This window comes from Streptomyces sp. NPDC002870, from assembly GCF_042888505.1.
Classification (GTDB): Bacteria; Actinomycetota; Actinomycetes; order Streptomycetales; family Streptomycetaceae; genus Streptomyces.
In genome coordinates this window covers 445604-462748 of sequence record NZ_JBIAPW010000001.1, presented here as the reverse complement: position 1 = coordinate 462748, position 17145 = coordinate 445604, and the positions used below count along the sequence as shown (strand labels likewise).

At 69.2% G+C, this 17145-nt stretch carries 14 protein-coding genes; 5 read left to right on the top strand and 9 right to left on the bottom strand.

The window, feature by feature from the left end:
- Nucleotides 1-23: 23 nt before the first annotated feature.
- Nucleotides 24-425, top strand: a complete 402-nt coding sequence (locus ACFYWY_RS02075; RefSeq protein WP_389178174.1) for a hypothetical protein — start codon at nucleotides 24-26, stop codon at nucleotides 423-425.
- A gap of 54 nt (nucleotides 426-479) precedes the next feature.
- On the opposite strand, the gene ACFYWY_RS02070 is transcribed toward ACFYWY_RS02075, so the two are convergent.
- From ACFYWY_RS02070 to coxB, 4 genes are all read right to left on the bottom strand, one after another.
- Entirely contained in the window at nucleotides 480-1736 is a 1257-nt protein-coding gene (locus tag ACFYWY_RS02070; protein ID WP_389178171.1) for an Ig-like domain-containing protein, read from the bottom strand.
- A 119-nt stretch (nucleotides 1737-1855) separates the two neighbouring features.
- Nucleotides 1856-2254: a cytochrome c oxidase subunit 4 gene (locus ACFYWY_RS02065; protein WP_389178168.1), complete on the bottom strand. Its 399-nt coding sequence runs from the start codon at nucleotides 2252-2254 to the stop codon at nucleotides 1856-1858.
- Nucleotides 2251-3990: a cytochrome c oxidase subunit I gene (gene ctaD / locus ACFYWY_RS02060; RefSeq protein ID WP_389178166.1), complete on the bottom strand. Its 1740-nt coding sequence runs from the start codon at nucleotides 3988-3990 to the stop codon at nucleotides 2251-2253. The genes ACFYWY_RS02065 and ctaD overlap by 4 nt, the downstream gene beginning before the upstream one ends.
- The gene (gene coxB, locus ACFYWY_RS02055; RefSeq protein WP_389178163.1) at nucleotides 3987-4946 is read right to left on the bottom strand and encodes a cytochrome c oxidase subunit II; all 960 of its coding nucleotides are present in this window, start codon (nucleotides 4944-4946) and stop codon (nucleotides 3987-3989) included. The genes ctaD and coxB overlap by 4 nt, the downstream gene beginning before the upstream one ends.
- Before the next feature lie 249 nt (nucleotides 4947-5195).
- Here coxB and ACFYWY_RS02050 point away from each other — a divergent pair, with 249 nt between their 5' ends.
- On the top strand, nucleotides 5196-6626 hold the full coding sequence (locus tag ACFYWY_RS02050) for a cysteine desulfurase/sulfurtransferase TusA family protein (protein WP_389178160.1): 1431 nt from the start codon (nucleotides 5196-5198) through the stop codon (nucleotides 6624-6626).
- Between the two features lie 271 nt (nucleotides 6627-6897).
- Here ACFYWY_RS02050 and ACFYWY_RS02045 read toward each other — a convergent pair whose 3' ends face one another.
- Nucleotides 6898-7872, bottom strand: a complete 975-nt coding sequence (locus tag ACFYWY_RS02045; RefSeq protein ID WP_389178157.1) for a carbohydrate kinase family protein — start codon at nucleotides 7870-7872, stop codon at nucleotides 6898-6900.
- 131 nt (nucleotides 7873-8003) lie between these two features.
- Here ACFYWY_RS02045 and ACFYWY_RS02040 point away from each other — a divergent pair, with 131 nt between their 5' ends.
- Both ACFYWY_RS02040 and ACFYWY_RS02035 read left to right on the top strand, forming a co-directional pair.
- The gene (locus tag ACFYWY_RS02040; protein WP_389178154.1) at nucleotides 8004-8210 is read left to right on the top strand and encodes a hypothetical protein; all 207 of its coding nucleotides are present in this window, start codon (nucleotides 8004-8006) and stop codon (nucleotides 8208-8210) included.
- Nucleotides 8211-8350: 140 nt separating this feature from the next.
- Nucleotides 8351-9823, top strand: coding sequence for a hypothetical protein (locus ACFYWY_RS02035; RefSeq protein ID WP_389178151.1), 1473 nt, complete (start codon nucleotides 8351-8353; stop codon nucleotides 9821-9823).
- Between the two features lie 67 nt (nucleotides 9824-9890).
- Here the strand turns inward: ACFYWY_RS02035 and ACFYWY_RS02030 are convergent, their stop codons facing one another.
- Nucleotides 9891-10247 (bottom strand): iron-sulfur cluster assembly accessory protein, encoded by a 357-nt coding sequence (locus tag ACFYWY_RS02030; protein ID WP_215098020.1) that lies wholly within the window; start codon nucleotides 10245-10247, stop codon nucleotides 9891-9893.
- 246 nt (nucleotides 10248-10493) lie between these two features.
- On the opposite strand from ACFYWY_RS02030, the gene nadA reads away from it, so the two are divergent.
- Entirely contained in the window at nucleotides 10494-11684 is a 1191-nt protein-coding gene (gene nadA / locus ACFYWY_RS02025; protein WP_389178149.1) for a quinolinate synthase NadA, read from the top strand.
- A 179-nt stretch (nucleotides 11685-11863) separates the two neighbouring features.
- Here nadA and ACFYWY_RS02020 read toward each other — a convergent pair whose 3' ends face one another.
- From ACFYWY_RS02020 to ACFYWY_RS02010, 3 genes are all read right to left on the bottom strand, one after another.
- Nucleotides 11864-15004 carry an efflux RND transporter permease subunit gene (locus ACFYWY_RS02020; RefSeq protein ID WP_389178146.1) on the bottom strand — a complete coding sequence of 1047 codons (3141 nt, stop codon included), beginning with the start codon at nucleotides 15002-15004 and terminating at the stop codon, nucleotides 11864-11866.
- Nucleotides 15005-15172: 168 nt separating this feature from the next.
- A complete protein-coding gene (locus ACFYWY_RS02015; protein ID WP_389178143.1) occupies nucleotides 15173-15859 on the bottom strand; it encodes a response regulator in 687 nt (228 codons plus the stop codon).
- A complete protein-coding gene (locus ACFYWY_RS02010; RefSeq protein ID WP_389178140.1) occupies nucleotides 15856-17085 on the bottom strand; it encodes a sensor histidine kinase in 1230 nt (409 codons plus the stop codon). Before ACFYWY_RS02010 ends, ACFYWY_RS02015 begins: the two co-directional genes overlap by 4 nt.
- Between the last annotated feature and the right edge of the window lie 60 nt (nucleotides 17086-17145).

Below are 17145 nucleotides of genomic sequence, written 5' to 3'. Positions count from 1 at the left end.
CCTGATCCAACGACGGAGGAACAATGCAGGCGACTGCCACGGTCCTGGTCTACAGCGACGACGCGGGCACCCGGGAGCAGGTCCGGTTGGCGGCGGGACGCAGGCCGGCGGCCGACGTACCGCCGGTGGAGTTCCTGGAGTGCGCGACCCTGCCCGCTGTCCTCAAGGCCCTGGACAAGGGCGGCGTCGACGTCTGCGTGCTGGACGGCGAGACGGTTCCGGCGGGCGGCATGGGCGTGTGCCGGCAGATCAAGGACGAGATCTTCAACTGCCCGCCGGTGCTGCTGCTGATCGGCCGCCCGCAGGACGCCTGGCTGGCCACCTGGAGCCGCGCGGACGCCGCGGTGACCCTGCCGGTCGATCCGGTGGAGTTCGCGGACGCACTGGCCGCCCTGCTGCGCGGTCGGCTCGGCGTCGACGCGTAGGACCTGGGACGGTCAGACCAGGGCCTGCAGACCAGGGCCTTCAGACCTGGCCGGTCAGACCTGGGGACGCAGCCGCGCCGCTGCCGCGGGGTCGCTGCCGTCCCTGGTGTCGGCCACCAGGGCGCTGCCCTTGCGCCACTTCTCCCAGGGCAGGTTCCAGTCGCCGAAGCCGTTTCCGAAGGGGTCCATCTCGTTGCCGCGGCTGTTGATGACCCTGACGATGTCGCCCTCGCGGACTGTCTTGTAGAACCAGGCTGCGTTGCCGGTCGACATTCCGGTGCAGCCGTGGCTGACGTTGGCGTACCCCTGTGAGCCGACCGACCACGGCGCGGCGTGGACGTACTCACCGCTCCAGGTGACGCGTGTCGCGTAGTAGACCGGCAGGTCGTACGACTCGGAACTGCCCTCGGCGATTCCGATGCTGGTACCGCGCATCCGTACGAAGTACTCCTTGCCGAGCACGACCTTGATGCCGTTGCGGGTGGAGAACCCTGGCTTGCCCGTGGTCACCGGAATGGTGTTGATCACTTCTCCGTTGCGCAGGACCGTCATGTTGTGCGCTCCGGCGTCGGTGATGGCCTCTATGCGGTCACCTATGGTGATCGCGAGCGGTTTCGAGGCGGTGCCGTAGATCTTGTCGGAGACCTTGACGCCCTGGAGGTTGCTGGTGGCGCTGACGGTCGCGCCGGTGGGCCAGTACTCCTTCGGGCGGAAGTGCAGCTTCTTGTCGTCCACCCAGTACCAGGCGCCCTCCACGGAGGGCTCGGACTCGACCCTCAGGGCCCGTTCGACGACGGCCCTGGCCTCCTTGGACTTGACCGCAGCGCTGAGCTCCGCGGTTATCGGCTGACCGACGCCGTACGTGCCCGCCTGCGGGCCGAACTTGACCGTCAGCAGGCGCTTTGCCGGGGACGTCTCGAAGGTGAGCGTACGGGCGCCCGGAGCGCCGTCGTCGTCCTCCGTGGAGACCTTCACGGTGTACTTGGCGCCGGCCGACAGCGGCGCGGTGGAGCGCCAGCGGGCGCCGTCCGCGGAGAGTTCGCCCGCGAGGCGGTGGCCCGAGTCGTCGGTGACCGTCACATCGGTGATCCGGCCGCCGTCGCCGCCCTTGGTGGTGACCTCCAGGGGCTTGTCGGGGTTCACCTTGGCCTTGCCTGTGGGCGTGTTGAAGGAGACCTGCTCCGCCGCGTCGAAGGGCTTCGCTGCGAGCGGGTGACTGTCGGAAGCGCCGCACGCCGCCGCGGCCGCCCCGAAGGACACGACCAGCAGGGTGCAGCTGAGAACGGTGCGGAAGCGCGGCGTGTGGTTCATAAGCACACGTTAAGAAGACAGGTCTGCAACGGCGCGCCGAGTGACTCCAAACGAGGGGCCCGGATCCCCCTCAGGAGTGAGGGGGATCCGGGCCCGGCCCGTGTGTTGCTGACGCGGTGTTACTGGTTCTGGCTCTCACCGCGGTAGTACTCGAACACCCAGCCCCACAGACCGACCAGGATGACGGGGGCCGAGAAGTACAGCAGCCACCAGCCGAAGACGACGCCCAGGAAGGCCAGGGCACCGCCGATGGCCAGGGAGAGCGGCTGCCAGCTGTGCGGGGAGAAGAACCCCACCTCGCCGGCCTCGTCCGCCACGTCGGCGTCCTTGTTGTCCTGCGCCATGGAGTCGACCCGCCGGGCCGTGAAGGCCAGGTAGTAGCCGATCATGATGCTCAGGCCGAAGGCCAGGAAGAGCGCGGTGGTACCGGCCGGCTCCTTCGACCACACGCCGTACAGGACGGCCATGGCGAGGATGAAGACGCTCAGCCAGAGGAACATCTTGCCCTGGATCCTCACTTGCCTGCCTCCTTCTCACCGGCGATGACGCTGGCGCCGTGGCCGGCGTGCTCGAGCTGGTCGAGCGCCGCGATCTCCGGGTGGTGCAGGTCGAACGCCGGGGATTCGCTGCGGATCCTCGGCAGGGTGAGGAAGTTGTGCCGCGGGGGCGGGCACGACGTCGCCCATTCGAGTGAACGGCCGTAGCCCCACGGGTCGTCGACCTCGATCTTCTTGCCGTACTTGGCGGTCTTCCAGACGTTGTAGAAGAACGGCAGGACCGACAGACCGAGCAGGAACGAGCTGATCGTGGAGATGGTGTTCAGCGCGGTGAAGCCGTCGGCGGCGAGGTAGTCCGCGTAACGACGCGGCATGCCCTCGGCGCCCAGCCAGTGCTGCACCAGGAACGTGCCGTGGAAGCCGATGAACAGCGTCCAGAAGGTGATCTTGCCGAGCCGCTCGTCCAGCATCTTGCCCGTGAACTTCGGCCACCAGAAGTGGAATCCGGCGAACATCGCGAAGACCACGGTGCCGAAGACGACGTAGTGGAAGTGCGCGACGACGAAGTACGAGTCGGAGACGTGGAAGTCCATCGGGGGCGAGGCCAGGATGACGCCGGTCAGTCCACCGAAGGTGAAGGTGACCAGGAAGCCGATCGTCCAGAGCATCGGTGTCTCGAAGGACAGTGAGCCCTTCCACATGGTGCCGATCCAGTTGAAGAACTTCACACCGGTCGGTACCGCGATCAGGAAGGTCATGAAGGAGAAGAACGGCAACAGCACGCCGCCTGTGACGTACATGTGGTGCGCCCACACCGTCACGGACAGACCGGCGATCGCGATGGTCGCGCCCACCAGGCCGATGTAGCCGAACATCGGCTTGCGGCTGAAGACCGGGATCACTTCGGAGACGATCCCGAAGAAGGGCAAGGCGATGATGTACACCTCTGGATGGCCGAAGAACCAGAAGAGGTGCTGCCAGAGCAACGAGCCGCCGTTGGCCGCGTCGAAGATATGGGCCCCGAACTTCCGGTCGGCCTCCAGCGCGAAGAGCGCGGCGGCAAGCACCGGGAAGGCGAGCAGGACCAGCACACCGGTCAGCAGCACGTTCCAGGTGAAGATCGGCATCCGGAACATCGTCATGCCGGGCGCGCGCATGCAGATGATCGTGGTGATGAAGTTGACGGAACCGAGGATCGTACCGAAGCCGGAGAAGGCCAGACCCATGATCCACATATCGGCGCCGACACCCGGCGAGCGGACCGCGTCCGACAGCGGGGAGTAGGCGAACCAGCCGAAGTCGGCCGCACCCTGCGGGGTGAGGAAGCCGGCCACCGCGATCAGCGAGCCGAAGAGGTAGAGCCAGTACGCGAACATGTTCAGCCGCGGGAACGCCACATCGGGCGCGCCGATCTGCAGCGGCATGATCCAGTTCGCGAATCCGGCGAACAGCGGCGTCGCGAACATCAGCAGCATGATCGTGCCATGCATCGTGAACGCCTGGTTGAACTGCTCGTTCGACATGATCTGCGTGCCGGGACGGGCCAGCTCGGCGCGCATGAAGAGCGCCATCACGCCGCCGATGCAGAAGAAGGCGAACGACGTGATCAGGTAGAGCGTGCCGATCGTCTTGTGGTCGGTGGTGGTGAGCCACTTCACGACGACATTGCCGGGCTGCTTGCGCCGTACCGGCAGCTCGTTCTCGTACGAGTCGTCAGCTGCTGCGGCGGCACCCTGAGGTTCGTTGAGGATGCTCACAGTTGGTTCTTCTCCGCATTCCTGGCCGGGTCCGTCTGCTCAATGCCAGACGGGATGAAGCCGGTCTGCCCCTTCTCGGCGAGCTCCTTCAGGTGCTGCTGGTAGCGCTCGGGGGAGACCACCTTGACGTTGAAGAGCATCCGGGAGTGGTCGACGCCGCAGAGCTCGGCGCACTTGCCGAGGAAGGTGCCCTCCTGGTTCGGAGTCACCTCGAAGACGTTGGTGTGACCGGGGATGACGTCCTGCTTGAACAGGAAGGGGACCACCCAGAAGGAGTGGATGACGTCACGAGAGGTCAGGATGAACCGGACCTTCTCGCCCTTGGGCAGCCACAGGGTCGGGCCCGGGTTGCCGGTCTGGGGGTTCCGGGTGCCGGGGATGCCGGCGTCGTAGACGCCGCCCGCGTTCGCCGGGAAGTCCGCGCGGTACTTGTCCGGGACGGCCTTCAGTTCCTTGTTGGTCTTGGCGTCACCCTCGGAGCCTTCCACGTTCTCGACGTAGTTGAAGCCCCAGCTCCACTGGTAGCCGACCACGTTGACCGTGTGGGCGGGCTTTTCCGAGAGAGAGAGGAGCTTCGACTCATCACGCGCGGTGAAGTAGAAGAGCACCGAAACGATGATGAGCGGAACCACCGTGTACAAGGCCTCGATGGGCATGTTGTACCGGGTCTGCGGAGGTACCTCCACCTTGGTGCGGCTGCGCCGGTGGAAGATGACACTCCAGATGATCAGACCCCACACCAGCACGCCCGTAGCGAGCGCTGCCGCCCACGAGCCCTGCCAGAGGGAGAGGATCCGAGGGGCCTCTTCCGTTACCGGGGTGGGCATTCCAAGGCGGGGAAAGTCCTTGTATGTGCAACCAGAGGCGGTCGCCAGGACCACGCCCGCGGTCAGCACCTGGAGCAGCTTCCGCCGCATCGGGCGCCGCGACGAGCGGTCGGAGCCGTTGGGACTCACGTAGCGCCTTCCCGAGAGTCTCGGCCCGCGCGGCATGCCGCGGCCGTCTCGCTGGTCGGTCGCCGGCCCTGACGCGGGCAGGGGTTTGGATGTTTATGCGGACCAAACCCTACTGGACGCAATTTGGGGTCGCGCGGGGAGGGTGCTTAACGCGCCGCCCGACACCCCGAAGGGGTGGAGCGCCCCTGGAATCCCGGCCTCCGGCAGGCATCTGACGCCCCCTCCGCGTATGGGGGTTAGCGTTGCAGTGTGCCTTACTTCGACGTCGCATCATCCGCTCCTCTGCACCCGGTTGCCCGGCAGGCCCTGCAGGCATCGCTGGACGAGGGCTGGGCCGACCCCGCCCGGCTCTACCGCGAGGGGCGGCGCGCCAGGCTGCTGCTGGACGCGGCCCGGGAGGCCGCGGCGGAGGCCGTGGGCTGCCGTCCCGACGAACTCGTGTTCACTCCTTCGGGGACGCACGCGGTTCACCTGGGAATTTCCGGTTCGCTCGCGGGCCGTCGGCGTGTCGGGCGCCACCTGGTCGTTTCCGCGGTCGAGCACTCCTCGGTGCTGCATGCGGCGGCCTCCTACGAGGGGGCGGACGGCGGGTCGGGGGGCGCGGCGGCTGCCGGGGCGGCGGGCGGGGCGGACCTCCCGTCGGTGACCGAGGTCCCGGTGGAGCGGTCCGGAGCGGTCTCCCCCGCCTCGTACGCCGCCGCCCTGCGCAAGGACACCGCGCTGGCCTGCCTGCAGTCGGCCAACCACGAGGTGGGTACGGAGCAGCCGGTGGGCGAGGTCGCAGAGGCATGCCGGGCGGCCGGGGTGCCGCTGCTGGTCGACGCGGCGCAGTCACTCGCGTGGGGGCCGGTGGCCGGGGACTGGTCGCTGCTCGCCGGAAGCGCCCACAAGTGGGGCGGTCCGGCGGGGGTCGGGCTGCTCGCCGTACGCAAGGGTGTCCGGTTCTCGACCCAAGGCCCCGCCGACGAGCGGGAGTCGGGGCGGTCGGCCGGCTTCGAGAACATTCCGGGGATCGTGGCCGCGGCGGCCTCGCTGCGGGCGGTGCGGGCCGAGGCCGCACAGGAGGCGGCACGCCTGCGTGCCCTGGTGGACCGGATCCGCGCGCGGGTGCCGGAGCTGGTTCCGGATGTGGAGGTGGTGGGCGATCCGGTGCGCCGGCTCCCCCATCTCGTCACCTTCTCCTGTCTCTATGTCGACGGGGAGACTCTGCTGCACGAGCTGGACCGGGCCGGGTTCTCCGTCTCGTCGGGCTCCTCCTGTACGAGCAGCACGCTCACGCCGAGCCATGTGCTGCGGGCGATGGGGGTGCTCTCGGAGGGGAATGTCCGAGTCTCGCTCCCCCTCGGCACGCCGGAGGAGGACGTGGACCGCTTTCTGGAGGTCCTGCCGGGGGTGGTGGCGGACGTACGGGAGCGGCTCGGCGCGCCGGTCACGCCCGCGGCGGCGGGCACGGCGGGATCCCTGATCGTCGACGCCCGGGGCAAGCGCTGCCCGATTCCGGTGATCGAGCTGGCGAAGGTGATCGGTGACGTGCCGGTCAGCGAGACGGTGACGGTCCTGTCGGACGACGAGGCGGCACGGCTGGACATCCCGGCGTGGTGCGAGATGCGGGGGCAGGAGTACGTGGGGGAAGAGCCGGCGGATCGGGGTTCGGCGTACGTGGTGCGGCGGCTGGCGTGATGCGCGTTGTGGCGCCGGCCGAGGGCGGCGCCGTCTCGCCCCCGAGCGCCACGCGCCGAGCGGCTGCGGCTGCGCCCGCCGGGCGGCGGTCGGCGGCCGAGGCCCGGGCGGCGAGGGCGAGCGGCCCGAGGCGGCCGACCGGCGGGAAAATCAAGCCTCGCCGGAGATTGACGCGTGGGGGTCCCCCCCCACGCCCGCAGGGCGTAGGGGGTGGGGGCACCTCCCATGCCCGAAGGGCTATGGGGGAGGTCCGGGGCGGAGCCCCGGGGCGTCAGTGGATGTGAGTCCGGACTTCCGCCGCCGCATCGTGGCCGTACGCCTTGGTGAAGCGGTCCATGAAGTGGGCCCGGCGCAGGGTGTACTCCTGGGTGCCGAGCGTCTCGATGACCAGCGTCGCCAGCATGCAGCCGACCTGCGCCGCGCGCTCCAGGCTCACTCCCCAGGACAGGCCAGAGAGGAAGCCCGCCCGGAACGCGTCGCCGACGCCGGTCGGGTCGACCTTCGCGTCCTCCTCCGGGCAGCCGACCTCGATCGGCTGCCGGCCCGCCTGCTCGATGCGGACGCCGTTGGAGCCGAGTGTGGTGACCCGGTGGCCGACCCGGTCCAGGATCTCCGTGTCACTCCAGCCGGTCTTGGACTCGATGAGCCCCTTCTCGTACTCGTTGGAGAAGAGATACGTGGCGCCGTCGAGGAGGGTGCGGATGTCGTCCCCGCTCATCCGCGCGATCTGCTGGGAGAAGTCCGCGGCGAACGGGATCGAGCGGGTCTTGCACTCCTCTGTGTGGCGGAGCATCGCCTCGGGGTCGTCCGCGCCGATCAGCACGAGGTCGAGGCCGCCGACCCGGTCGGCGACGGACTTGAGCTCGATCTGGCGGGCCTCGCTCATCGCGCCCGCGTAGAAGGAGCCGATCTGGTTGTGGTCGGCGTCAGTGGTGCAGACGAAACGTGCGGTGTGCAGGACCTCCGAGATACGGACGGAGTCGGTGTCCACACCGTGGCGGTCGAGCCAGGCGCGGTACTCGTCGAAGTCGGACCCGGCGGCGCCGACCAGGATCGGCCCGGTGCCGAGCTGGCCCATTCCGAAGCAGATGTTGGCGCCGACTCCGCCCCTGCGCACATCGAGGTTGTCGACGAGGAAGGAGAGGGAGACCGTGTGCAGCTGCTCCGCGACGAACTGGTCGGCGAAGCGGCCGGGGAAGGTCATGAGGTGGTCGGTGGCGATTGAGCCGGTGACTGCGATTCGCACGGCTGGGACGCTCCTGAGAAGGGGGGGCGTTGACAGTTAACGCTACCGGGTCCGGGCACCCGGGTTGAAGTGCGGAAACTACCCGATAGTAGGTCCTTTTTCCGGGACCCCCTGGTGCGTACGGTGCGGATATGACGAAGCCCATCGCCTCGAGCGAGCCGCGGGAGTCCGAGATCAGTCTGGCCCAGTTGCGCGGTGACTGCGCGCGAATGGCTCCGCACTGGGTGGTGCCCGCGGCCGCCGTGCCCGCGCCGGTGCCGCCGTCCCGTATCCACGGTGTCATCGTGCCCGCCTCGTCGGCCCGGCTGATCGACGCGATGTCCGACTACGGCGACTGACGATCGACGGCTGACGGCTGAGGGCCGAGGGCTCACGGCTGGACGGCCGACGATTGGGGCGCACGAGGGAACCGTGCGCTCCCCCGCTCCGTCTCATCCGTGCCCCCGTACAACGGGGACACGAGACAAGGAGCGATGCGGTGAGCAGCACGGAGAACACGCACGACAGCCCGGGCCGCCGGCGTTCCCCGCTCGTCGTCGCCTCGGTGGCGGCGGCGGTGCTGGTCGCGGGTGGCGGCGGTGCGTACTTCGCGACATCCGGCTTCGGCGGCAGCAGCGGCGGCGCGAGCGCCAAGAGCGGTGCGCAGCGCGACGCGAAGCCGCCGCTGCTCTCCCTTGACACTTCCACCGGCAGCCCCGGCATCGCACCCGGTGAGCCCGACCCCTCGGGTGGCGGGATCGTCTACCGGGCCGAGGGCAAGCTGCCGGACGGTCCCGACAAGGCATTCCTCCACCGTACGAAGGGCGCTGTGACCGCGGCCGAGGTGACAGCGCTGGCGAAGGCGCTCGGGGTGCCGGGCACACCGCGGCTGGACGGCCCGGCCTGGAAGATCGGGGCGGAAAAGGACGGCGCGGGCCCGCTGCTCCAGGTCAACAAGCAGGCTCCGGGTACCTGGACGTTCGCCAGGTTCGGCGCTTCGCCGGGCGGTGACAACTGCAAGAAGGTCGACGTCTGTCCCTCCCGCGCCGACATGGGGACGACGGTCGAGAGCACGGCCCGCGTCGCGCCGGTGAGCGAGGCGGCCGCGAAGAAGGCCGCGGCCCCCGTGCTGAAATCAGTCGGCCAGAGCGACGCAGAGCTGGACGCCCGCCAACTGATGGGCGCGGTACGGGTGGTGAACGCCGACCCGGTCGTCGGCGGGCTGCCGACGTACGGCTGGTCGACCGGGATCCAGGTCGGCGCGGACGGTCAAGTGGTCGGCGGCAGCGGGCAGTTGAAGAAGCCCGTGAAGAGTGACGAGTATCCGGTGCTCTCCGCCGAGGAGGCGCTGAAGCACCTGAACAAGGCCGGCCGGGACAGCGGCACGATCGGGATCGGCGGCTGCGCCACGCCGGTGCCGCTGGAGGGCGAGCAGAAGCCCGACGCGCCGTGCGAGCCCAAGGGCAAGCCGGCCGGCCCCGAGCGGCTGACTGTCGGCGAGGCGGTTTTCGGACTGGCCGCGCAGTACGTGGACGGGCAGCAGGCGCTCGTACCGTCGTGGCTGTTCGAGGTGGAGCCCAAGGGCGGCGCCCAGCCGTTCACGGTCACGCAGCCCGCGGTGGACCCGAAGTATCTGAAGGAGGCCACGCCGCAGCAGGACATCAAGCCGACCGAGCCGCCGCAGGAGACCGCGGCGCCGTCCGACCGGCGCGTCCTGTCGTACAGCGTGGACGGTCGGGACGGGCGGACGCTGAGCGTGACGTTCTGGGGCGGGGTGTGCAGCGATTACTCGGCGAAGGCGGCCGAGAGCGGCAGCCAGGTGAAGGTGACGATCACCGAGTCGAAGCCGGATCCGAAGCGGGTCTGCATCATGATCGCCAAGGAGCTGACGGAGAAGGTGACCCTGGACAAGCCGCTGGGCGACCGGAAGGTCGTGGACGCGGCGACGGGTGAGACCGTCCCGATGAAATAACGCCTTGGCATGACGAAGGCGGCGGCCCCTGACTTGCAGGGGCCGCCGCCTTCGTGCGTACGCAGCTTTAGCTGAAGGAGTCGCCGCAGGCGCAGGACCCGGTCGCGTTCGGGTTGTCGATCGTGAAGCCCTGCTTCTCGATCGTGTCCACGAAGTCGATGGACGCGCCACCGAGGTACGGGGCGCTCATCCGGTCGGTGACGACCTTGACACCGCCGAAGTCCTTGACGACATCGCCATCGAGCGAACGCTCGTCGAAGAACAGCTGGTAACGCAGGCCGGAGCAGCCGCCGGGCTGAACGGCGACGCGCAGCGCCAGGTCCTCCCGGCCTTCCTGGTCCAGCAGGGCCTTGACCTTGTCCGCGGCGGCGTCGGACAGGAGGATGCCGTCGCTCACGGTGGTGGTCTCGTCCGATACGGACATCTGCTTCTCTCCCGGGTTGTACGGAGACTGCTTGCCGACGATTGCAACCGGCGTGGCCGCGGATTCATTCCGGGCCGAGGGCAGGTCATTCCCTTTCATGCTCGCACACTGGGTCGACAAGGGGCACTGACCTGTGGACGCGGGGGGTGCGTCACATAGACGCTATCGCCGTCGTCAAAGTGACGTGAAGCAGTTATGATAGATAGCGTCAAATAGACGAGAAGGCCTGTCTGCAGAAGAGAAAGGGTGCGTGTCGTGACCACCGCCCAAGCCCGCCCGGAGCTCGACGTCCAGCCGACGCCGCTCGCCCTGCTGCTGCTCGGCCGCGAAGCCGACCCCAGGAGCGAGCGCGGTGTCGAGTGCCCCGGCGACCTGCCGTCCCCGTCCGACCCGGACCTCGTGGAGCGTGCTCGCGCAGCCAAGGAGAGGCTCGGGGACAAGGTCTTCGTCCTCGGCCACCACTACCAGCGCGACGAGGTCATCCAGTTCGCCGACGTCACCGGGGACTCTTTCAAACTGGCCAAGGACGCCGCGGCGCGGCCGGAGGCCGAGTACATCGTCTTCTGCGGCGTGCACTTCATGGCCGAGTCCGCGGACATCCTGACCTCCGACGACCAGAAGGTCGTGCTGCCCGACCTGGCCGCCGGCTGCTCGATGGCCGACATGGCGACGGCCGAGCAGGTCGCGGAGTGCTGGGACGTGCTGACCGAGGCCGGTATAGCCGAGCAGGTCGTGCCCGTTTCGTACATGAACTCCTCCGCGGACATCAAGGCCTTCACGGGCAAGCACGGCGGGACGATCTGCACCTCGTCGAACGCGAAGCGCGCGCTGGACTGGGCCTTCGAGCAGGGCGAGAAGGTGCTGTTCCTGCCGGACCAGCACCTCGGGCGGAACACCGCCGTACGGGACATGGGCATGTCGCTCGACGACTGCGTCCTCTACAACCCGCACAAGCCGAACGGCGGACTGAGCGTCGAGCAGCTGCGCAACGCCAAGATGATCCTTTGGCGCGGGCACTGCTCGGTGCACGGTCGCTTCTCACTGGACTCGGTCAACGATGTGCGGGAGCGGATCCCGGGCGTGAACGTCCTGGTGCACCCGGAGTGCAAGCACGAGGTCGTGACGGCCGCGGACTACGTCGGGTCGACGGAGTACATCATCAAGACGCTCGAGGCGGCCCCGGCAGGCTCCAAGTGGGCGATCGGCACCGAGCTCAACCTGGTCCGCCGGGTCGCGAACGCGCACCCCGACAAGGAGATCGCCTTCCTCGACAAGACGGTCTGCTTCTGCTCGACCATGAACCGCATCGACCTGCCGCACCTGGTGTGGGCGCTGGAGTCGCTGGCGGAGGGCAATCTGGTGAACCGGATCGAGGTCGACAAGGAGACGGAGAGCTTCGCGAAGCTGGCGCTGGAGCGGATGCTGGCACTGCCGTAGCGCTCGCCTGGCTATGCGTCTTGCCTGGGCATGCGTAAGGCCTGGGCATGCGTCGCGCCCGGGCATGCGTCGCGCCCGGGCATGCGTCGCGCCCGGGCATGCGTCGCGCCCGGGCATGCGTCGCGCCCGGGCATGCGTAAGGGGCGTCCGCCATAGCGGACGCCCCTTACGTGCTCAGGTCAGACCTGGGCCGGCTCCGGAGCCGCGGACTCCTTCGCCGCCGGGTCCGCCGGGCCGCCCGACTTCGCCGCGCGCTTCGCCGCCCTCTTCTTCGCGCGGCGCTCCTTCCGCAGCTCCACCATCGCGTACAGCGTCGGCACCAGCAGCAGCGTCAGCAGCGTCGAGGTGATCAGGCCGCCGATCACCACCACCGCGAGCGGCTTGGCGATGAAGCCGCCCTCGCCCGTGATGCCCAGTGCCATCGGGAGCAGCGCGAAGATCGTCGCGAGCGCCGTCATCAGGATCGGGCGCAGCCGGTGACGGCCGCCCTCGACGACCGCTTCCACCACGCCAAGGCCCTGCGAGCGGTACTGGTTGATCAGGTCGATCAGCACGATCGCGTTGGTGACCACGATGCCGATGAGCATCAGCATGCCGATCATCGCCGGGACACCCATCGGGGTGCCGGTGGCGATGAGCAGCCCCAGCGCGCCGGTCGCGGCGAACGGGATCGAGACCAGCAGGATCAGCGGCTGGATCAGCGAGCGGAACGTCGCCACCAGCAGCATGAACACGATCGCGATCGCCGCCAGCATCGCGAGCCCCAGCGAGGCGAACGCCTCGTCCTGGTCCTCCGAGACGCCGCCGATCGTCGCGGTCGCGCCCTCCGGCAGGTCCAGGGACTTCAGCTTGCTCTGGAGCGAGGCGCTGACCGCGCCGGTGTTGTCGCCCGTCGGCTTCGCCGAGATCGTCGCGGCCCGCGAGCCGTCGATCCGGGTCATCGAGACCGGCGCCGGCACCAGCTTCACGTCCGCGATGTCGCCGAGCTTCACCGCGCCCAGGGGCAGGGCCCGCAGCTCCGCCAGCGTCCGCGCCGGCTTCGCCGAGGTGATGACGACGTCGCGCTCGGTGTCGTCCAGGATCGCCTTGCCCGACGGGGTGCCGCGCACCGCCTGGCCGACGGCCAGACCCAGCGTCGTCTCGTTGAAGCCCGCGTCCGCCGCCTTCGCGTTCGCCTTGACCGAGATCCGCGGGATGCTCTGCGCCAGGTCGCTCTGTACGTCGGTGACGTCGTCGAGCTTCGCCACCTCGGCCCGTACCGCCTCCGACGCCTTCTTCAGCGTGTCCGCGTCGGACGCCTTCACCACGACGCTCAGGTCCTGGCTGCCGAAGCCGTCGCCCGCCGCGATCGTCGTGTCGCCGATGCCGTCGAGCCTGCCGAGCTCCTCGTCGATGCGGTCACGGGTCTTCTCGTACGAGGCCGCGTCCTTCAGGGTCAGCTGGTACGACGCCTGGTTCGCGCCCGTACCGCCGCCGAAGGCCGCCATGAAGCCGGAGGAGCCGACGGTGACCTGGTAGTCCTTGATCTCGTCGAGGCCGTCGAGGACCTTCTCGACCTTCTTCGCGGAGGCGTCGGCCGCCTCCAGGCTGGTGCCGGGGGCCAGCTCCTGCTTGACGGACATGACCTCCTGCTCGCCCTGGTCGAAGAAGTTGGTCTTGAGCAGCGGGGCCATGCCGAAGGTGCCGACCAGGATGACGATCGCGAGTGCGACGCTGGTCAGACGGCGCCGGGTCGCGAAGCGCAGCACCGGGACGTACATCCGCTGCAGCAGGCTGCGCGCCTCCTTCTCCTCCGCCTTGCGCCGGGCCTCCTCCGGGTCGATCCCGCGTACGGCCTTCGGCGCGCGCAGGAACCAGAACGACAGCACCGGCACCACGGTCAGCGACACCAGCAGCGAGGCCAGCAGGGCCGCGGTGACGGTCAGCGAGAACGAGCCGAACAGCTCGCCGATCATCCCGCCGGCCAGGCCGATCGGCAGGAAGACGGCGACCGTGGTCAGGGTGGACGAGGTGACCGCTCCCGCGACCTCCTTCACCGCGGTGATGATCGCGCTCTGCCGCTCCTCGCCGTAGCCGAGGTGCCGCTTGATGTTCTCCAGGACCACGATCGAGTCGTCGACGACCCGGCCGATGGCGATGGTCAGTGCGCCGAGCGTGAGCATGTTGAGCGACAGGTCGCGGGTCCACAGCACGATCAGCGCGAGGACGACCGACAGCGGGATGGAGACCGCGGTGACGAGGGTGGAGCGGAGCGAGGCCAGGAAGACGAGGATCACGATCACCGCGAAGAGCAGGCCGAGCGCGCCCTCGGTGGTCAGACCGGAGATCGACTTGGAGACGGCCGGGCCCTGGTCGGAGACGACGGTCAGATCGGCGCCGGAGCCCAGGTCCTTGCGCAGCCCGGGCAGCTTGTCCTGGACCGCGTCGGAGATAGCGACGGCACTGCCGTCGTTGTCCATGGTGGCGAGGACGGCGAGGCTCGGCTTGCCGTTCGTACGCGTCAGGGAGACCGGAGTCGACGGCGTCTGCTTGACCGTCGCGACGTCGCCGAGACGTACGGGCTTGCCGTCCGCGGGCGGCGTGGGAGCGATCCGCAGGTCCTCGATCTGCTTCAGCGTGGTGAACCCGCCGCCGACCTGGACCGTGCGGCTCTTGCCGTCCTCGGCGAAGGAGCCGGCCGGCATGGTCGCGCCGCCCGCCTTCAGCGCCTCACCGAGCGCCATGGTGTTCAGGGCGGCCGCCGCGAGCTTCTTGTCGTCGGGGGTGACGGAGACCTGGAGGTCCTGGACGCCGTCGACGGAGACCTGGCCCACGCCGTCGATGTCCTCGAGCGCCGGTACGACGGTGCGCTCCAGCTGGTCGGCCAGCGCCTGCGGGTCCTTGTCGGAGGTGACGGCGAGGACGACGGTCGGGATGTCGTCCGTCGAACCGGCGACGACCTGTGGGTCGACATCTCCGGGGAGTTCGGTACGTGCCCGGTTCACAGCCTGCTGGACGTCGGCGACGAGCTGCTTGGTGCCGTCCCCGTACTCGAAGCTGGCCATGATCACGGCGTTGCCCTCGCTCGCCGTGGAGGTGATGCTCTTGATGCCGTCGACGGCCTTGAGCGTGCTCTCGAGCGGTTCGACGACCTGCTTCTCGACCACATCGGGAGACGCGCCCTGGTAGGGGGCGAGCACCGACACCATCGGCAGCTCGATGGAGGGCAGCAGTTGCTGCTTGAGCTGCGGGATGGCGATCGCTCCGAAGACGATCGCGACGATCGACATCAGACCTATCAAGGCCCGTTGCGACAGGCTGAATCGGGACAGCCAGGACATGGGGTCTCTCTTCTGTGGCTTACGCGGCAGGAGGAACGTTGAGGGTATGGCGGGACACAGCCGGCTCCCCGCTCATACGATCAGCCATCCGAAGGGACTCACCCGTCGACCGCAGGTCCAGTTCCTTATCTCGCGCATACCGCAGCTGGAGTACGCGGGGCCGCCGGCTCACTCCACCCTTGGGCGTACCAGGCCCGATTCGTACGCGATGACCACCAATTGGGCGCGGTCGCGGGCGCCGACTTTCGCCATCGCCCGGTTCACATGGGTCTTGACGGTCAGCGGGCTGACCACGAGCCGTTCGGCGATCTCGTCGTTGGAGTGGCCGCCGGCGACCAGGATGAGGACTTCGCGCTCGCGCCCGGTGAGCGCGTCGAGCCGCTCGGAGTACGCCTGGGACTCCGGCCCGTCGTCCGAAGTGCCGCCCTGCGCAAGGAACTTGGCGATCAGGCCTTTGGTCGCGACCGGGGAGAGCAGCGCCTCGCCCGCCGCGGCGATACGGATGGCGCTCAGGAGCTCGTCCGGTTCGGCGCCCTTGCCGAGGAAGCCCGAGGCCCCGGCCCGCAGCGACTGGACCACGTACTCGTCCACCTCGAAGGTGGTGAGCATGACGACGCGTACATGGGAGAGCTCCGGGTCCGCGCTGATCATGCGGGTCGCGGCGAGACCGTCCGTACCGGGCATCCGGATGTCCATCAGGACGACATCGGCCTTGGTGGAGCGGGCGAGGGCGACCGCTTCGGCGCCGTCCGCGGCCTCGGCGACCACTTCCATGTCGGGCTCGGAGTCCACCAGCACCCGGAACGCGCTGCGCAGCAGAGTCTGGTCGTCGGCGAGCAGTACCTTGATCGTCATCGGTCCTCCCCCGATCGTGCCTCGAGGGGAAGTATCGCCTGTACACGGAAGCCGCCGCCGTAGCGGGGCCCCGCCGTGAGGCCGCCGCCGAGTGCGGTGACCCGCTCGCGCATGCCGAGCAGACCGTGGCCGCCGCCGTCCTTCGGCCCTTCCGTCTCCGCGCCGTTGTCCAGCACGGTGACCTCCAGGGTCGGGCCGACCCGGATCACACTCACCTCGGCCTTCGCGTCCGAACCCGCGTGCTTCTGCACATTGGTCAGCGCCTCCTGGATGATCCGGTACACAGCGAGGTCGACGGCGGCGGGCAGCCGGACACCGTCGTCGGCGCGGGCGACTTCGACCGGCAGACCGGCCTGCCGGAAGGTGATGACCAGCTCGTCGAGCACATCGAGGCCGGGAGCCGGTTCGGTGGGGGCCTCCGGGTCGCCGGACTGGCGGAGCAGGCCGACCGTGGCACGCAGTTCGTTCAGCGCGGAGCGGCTGGCCTCCCGTACATGCTCGAGGGCTTCCTTGGCCTGGTCGGGACGTCTGTCCATGACATGGGCGGCGACGCCCGCCTGCACATTGACCAGGGCGATGTGGTGCGCGACGACGTCGTGGAGGTCACGGGCGATCCGCAGCCGCTCCTCTGCGACCCGGCGGCGGGCCTCCTCCTCACGGGTGCGCTCGGCGCGCTCGGCCCGCTCCCGTATCGCGTCGACGAAGGCACGGCGGCTGCGTACGGCATCTCCCGCGGCCCCCGCCATGCCGGTCCAGGCGAAGATTCCGAGGTTCTCCTGCGTGTACCAGGGGGCCGAGCCGAAGAACATCGCGGTGCCGGTCAGCACGGTCATGGTCAGCAGACCGACCCGCCAGGTGGTGGGCCGGTCGGTGCGGGAGGCGACGGTGTAGAGCGCGATCACGGCGCTCATCGCGACCGGGGCGGCAGGATCGCCCGCGACCAGCTCCACGACGGCGACCGCGGCGGTGAAGACAAGCACGGCCATCGGGTTGCGCCGGCGGAAGACGAGGGCGCCGGCGACCAGGACCATCAGCACCACACTGCGCAGTTCGGGGGTGCGGTTTCCGAACTGCGGCCCGTGCGGTCCGTTCGGGTCGGCGAAGGAGCCGACGAGCATGCAGAGCAGTACCGCCAGGGCCAGCGCGCCGTCGAACGCCAGCGGATGCGCGCGGAGCCAGCCTTGGGTGCGGGCGAACCCGGTGGCGAGTGAGGTCACATCCAGCAACGGTACGGCGTGCCGCGACGGACGCGTACCTCCCCTCGAGCGGCGGAAACACAACGGCGC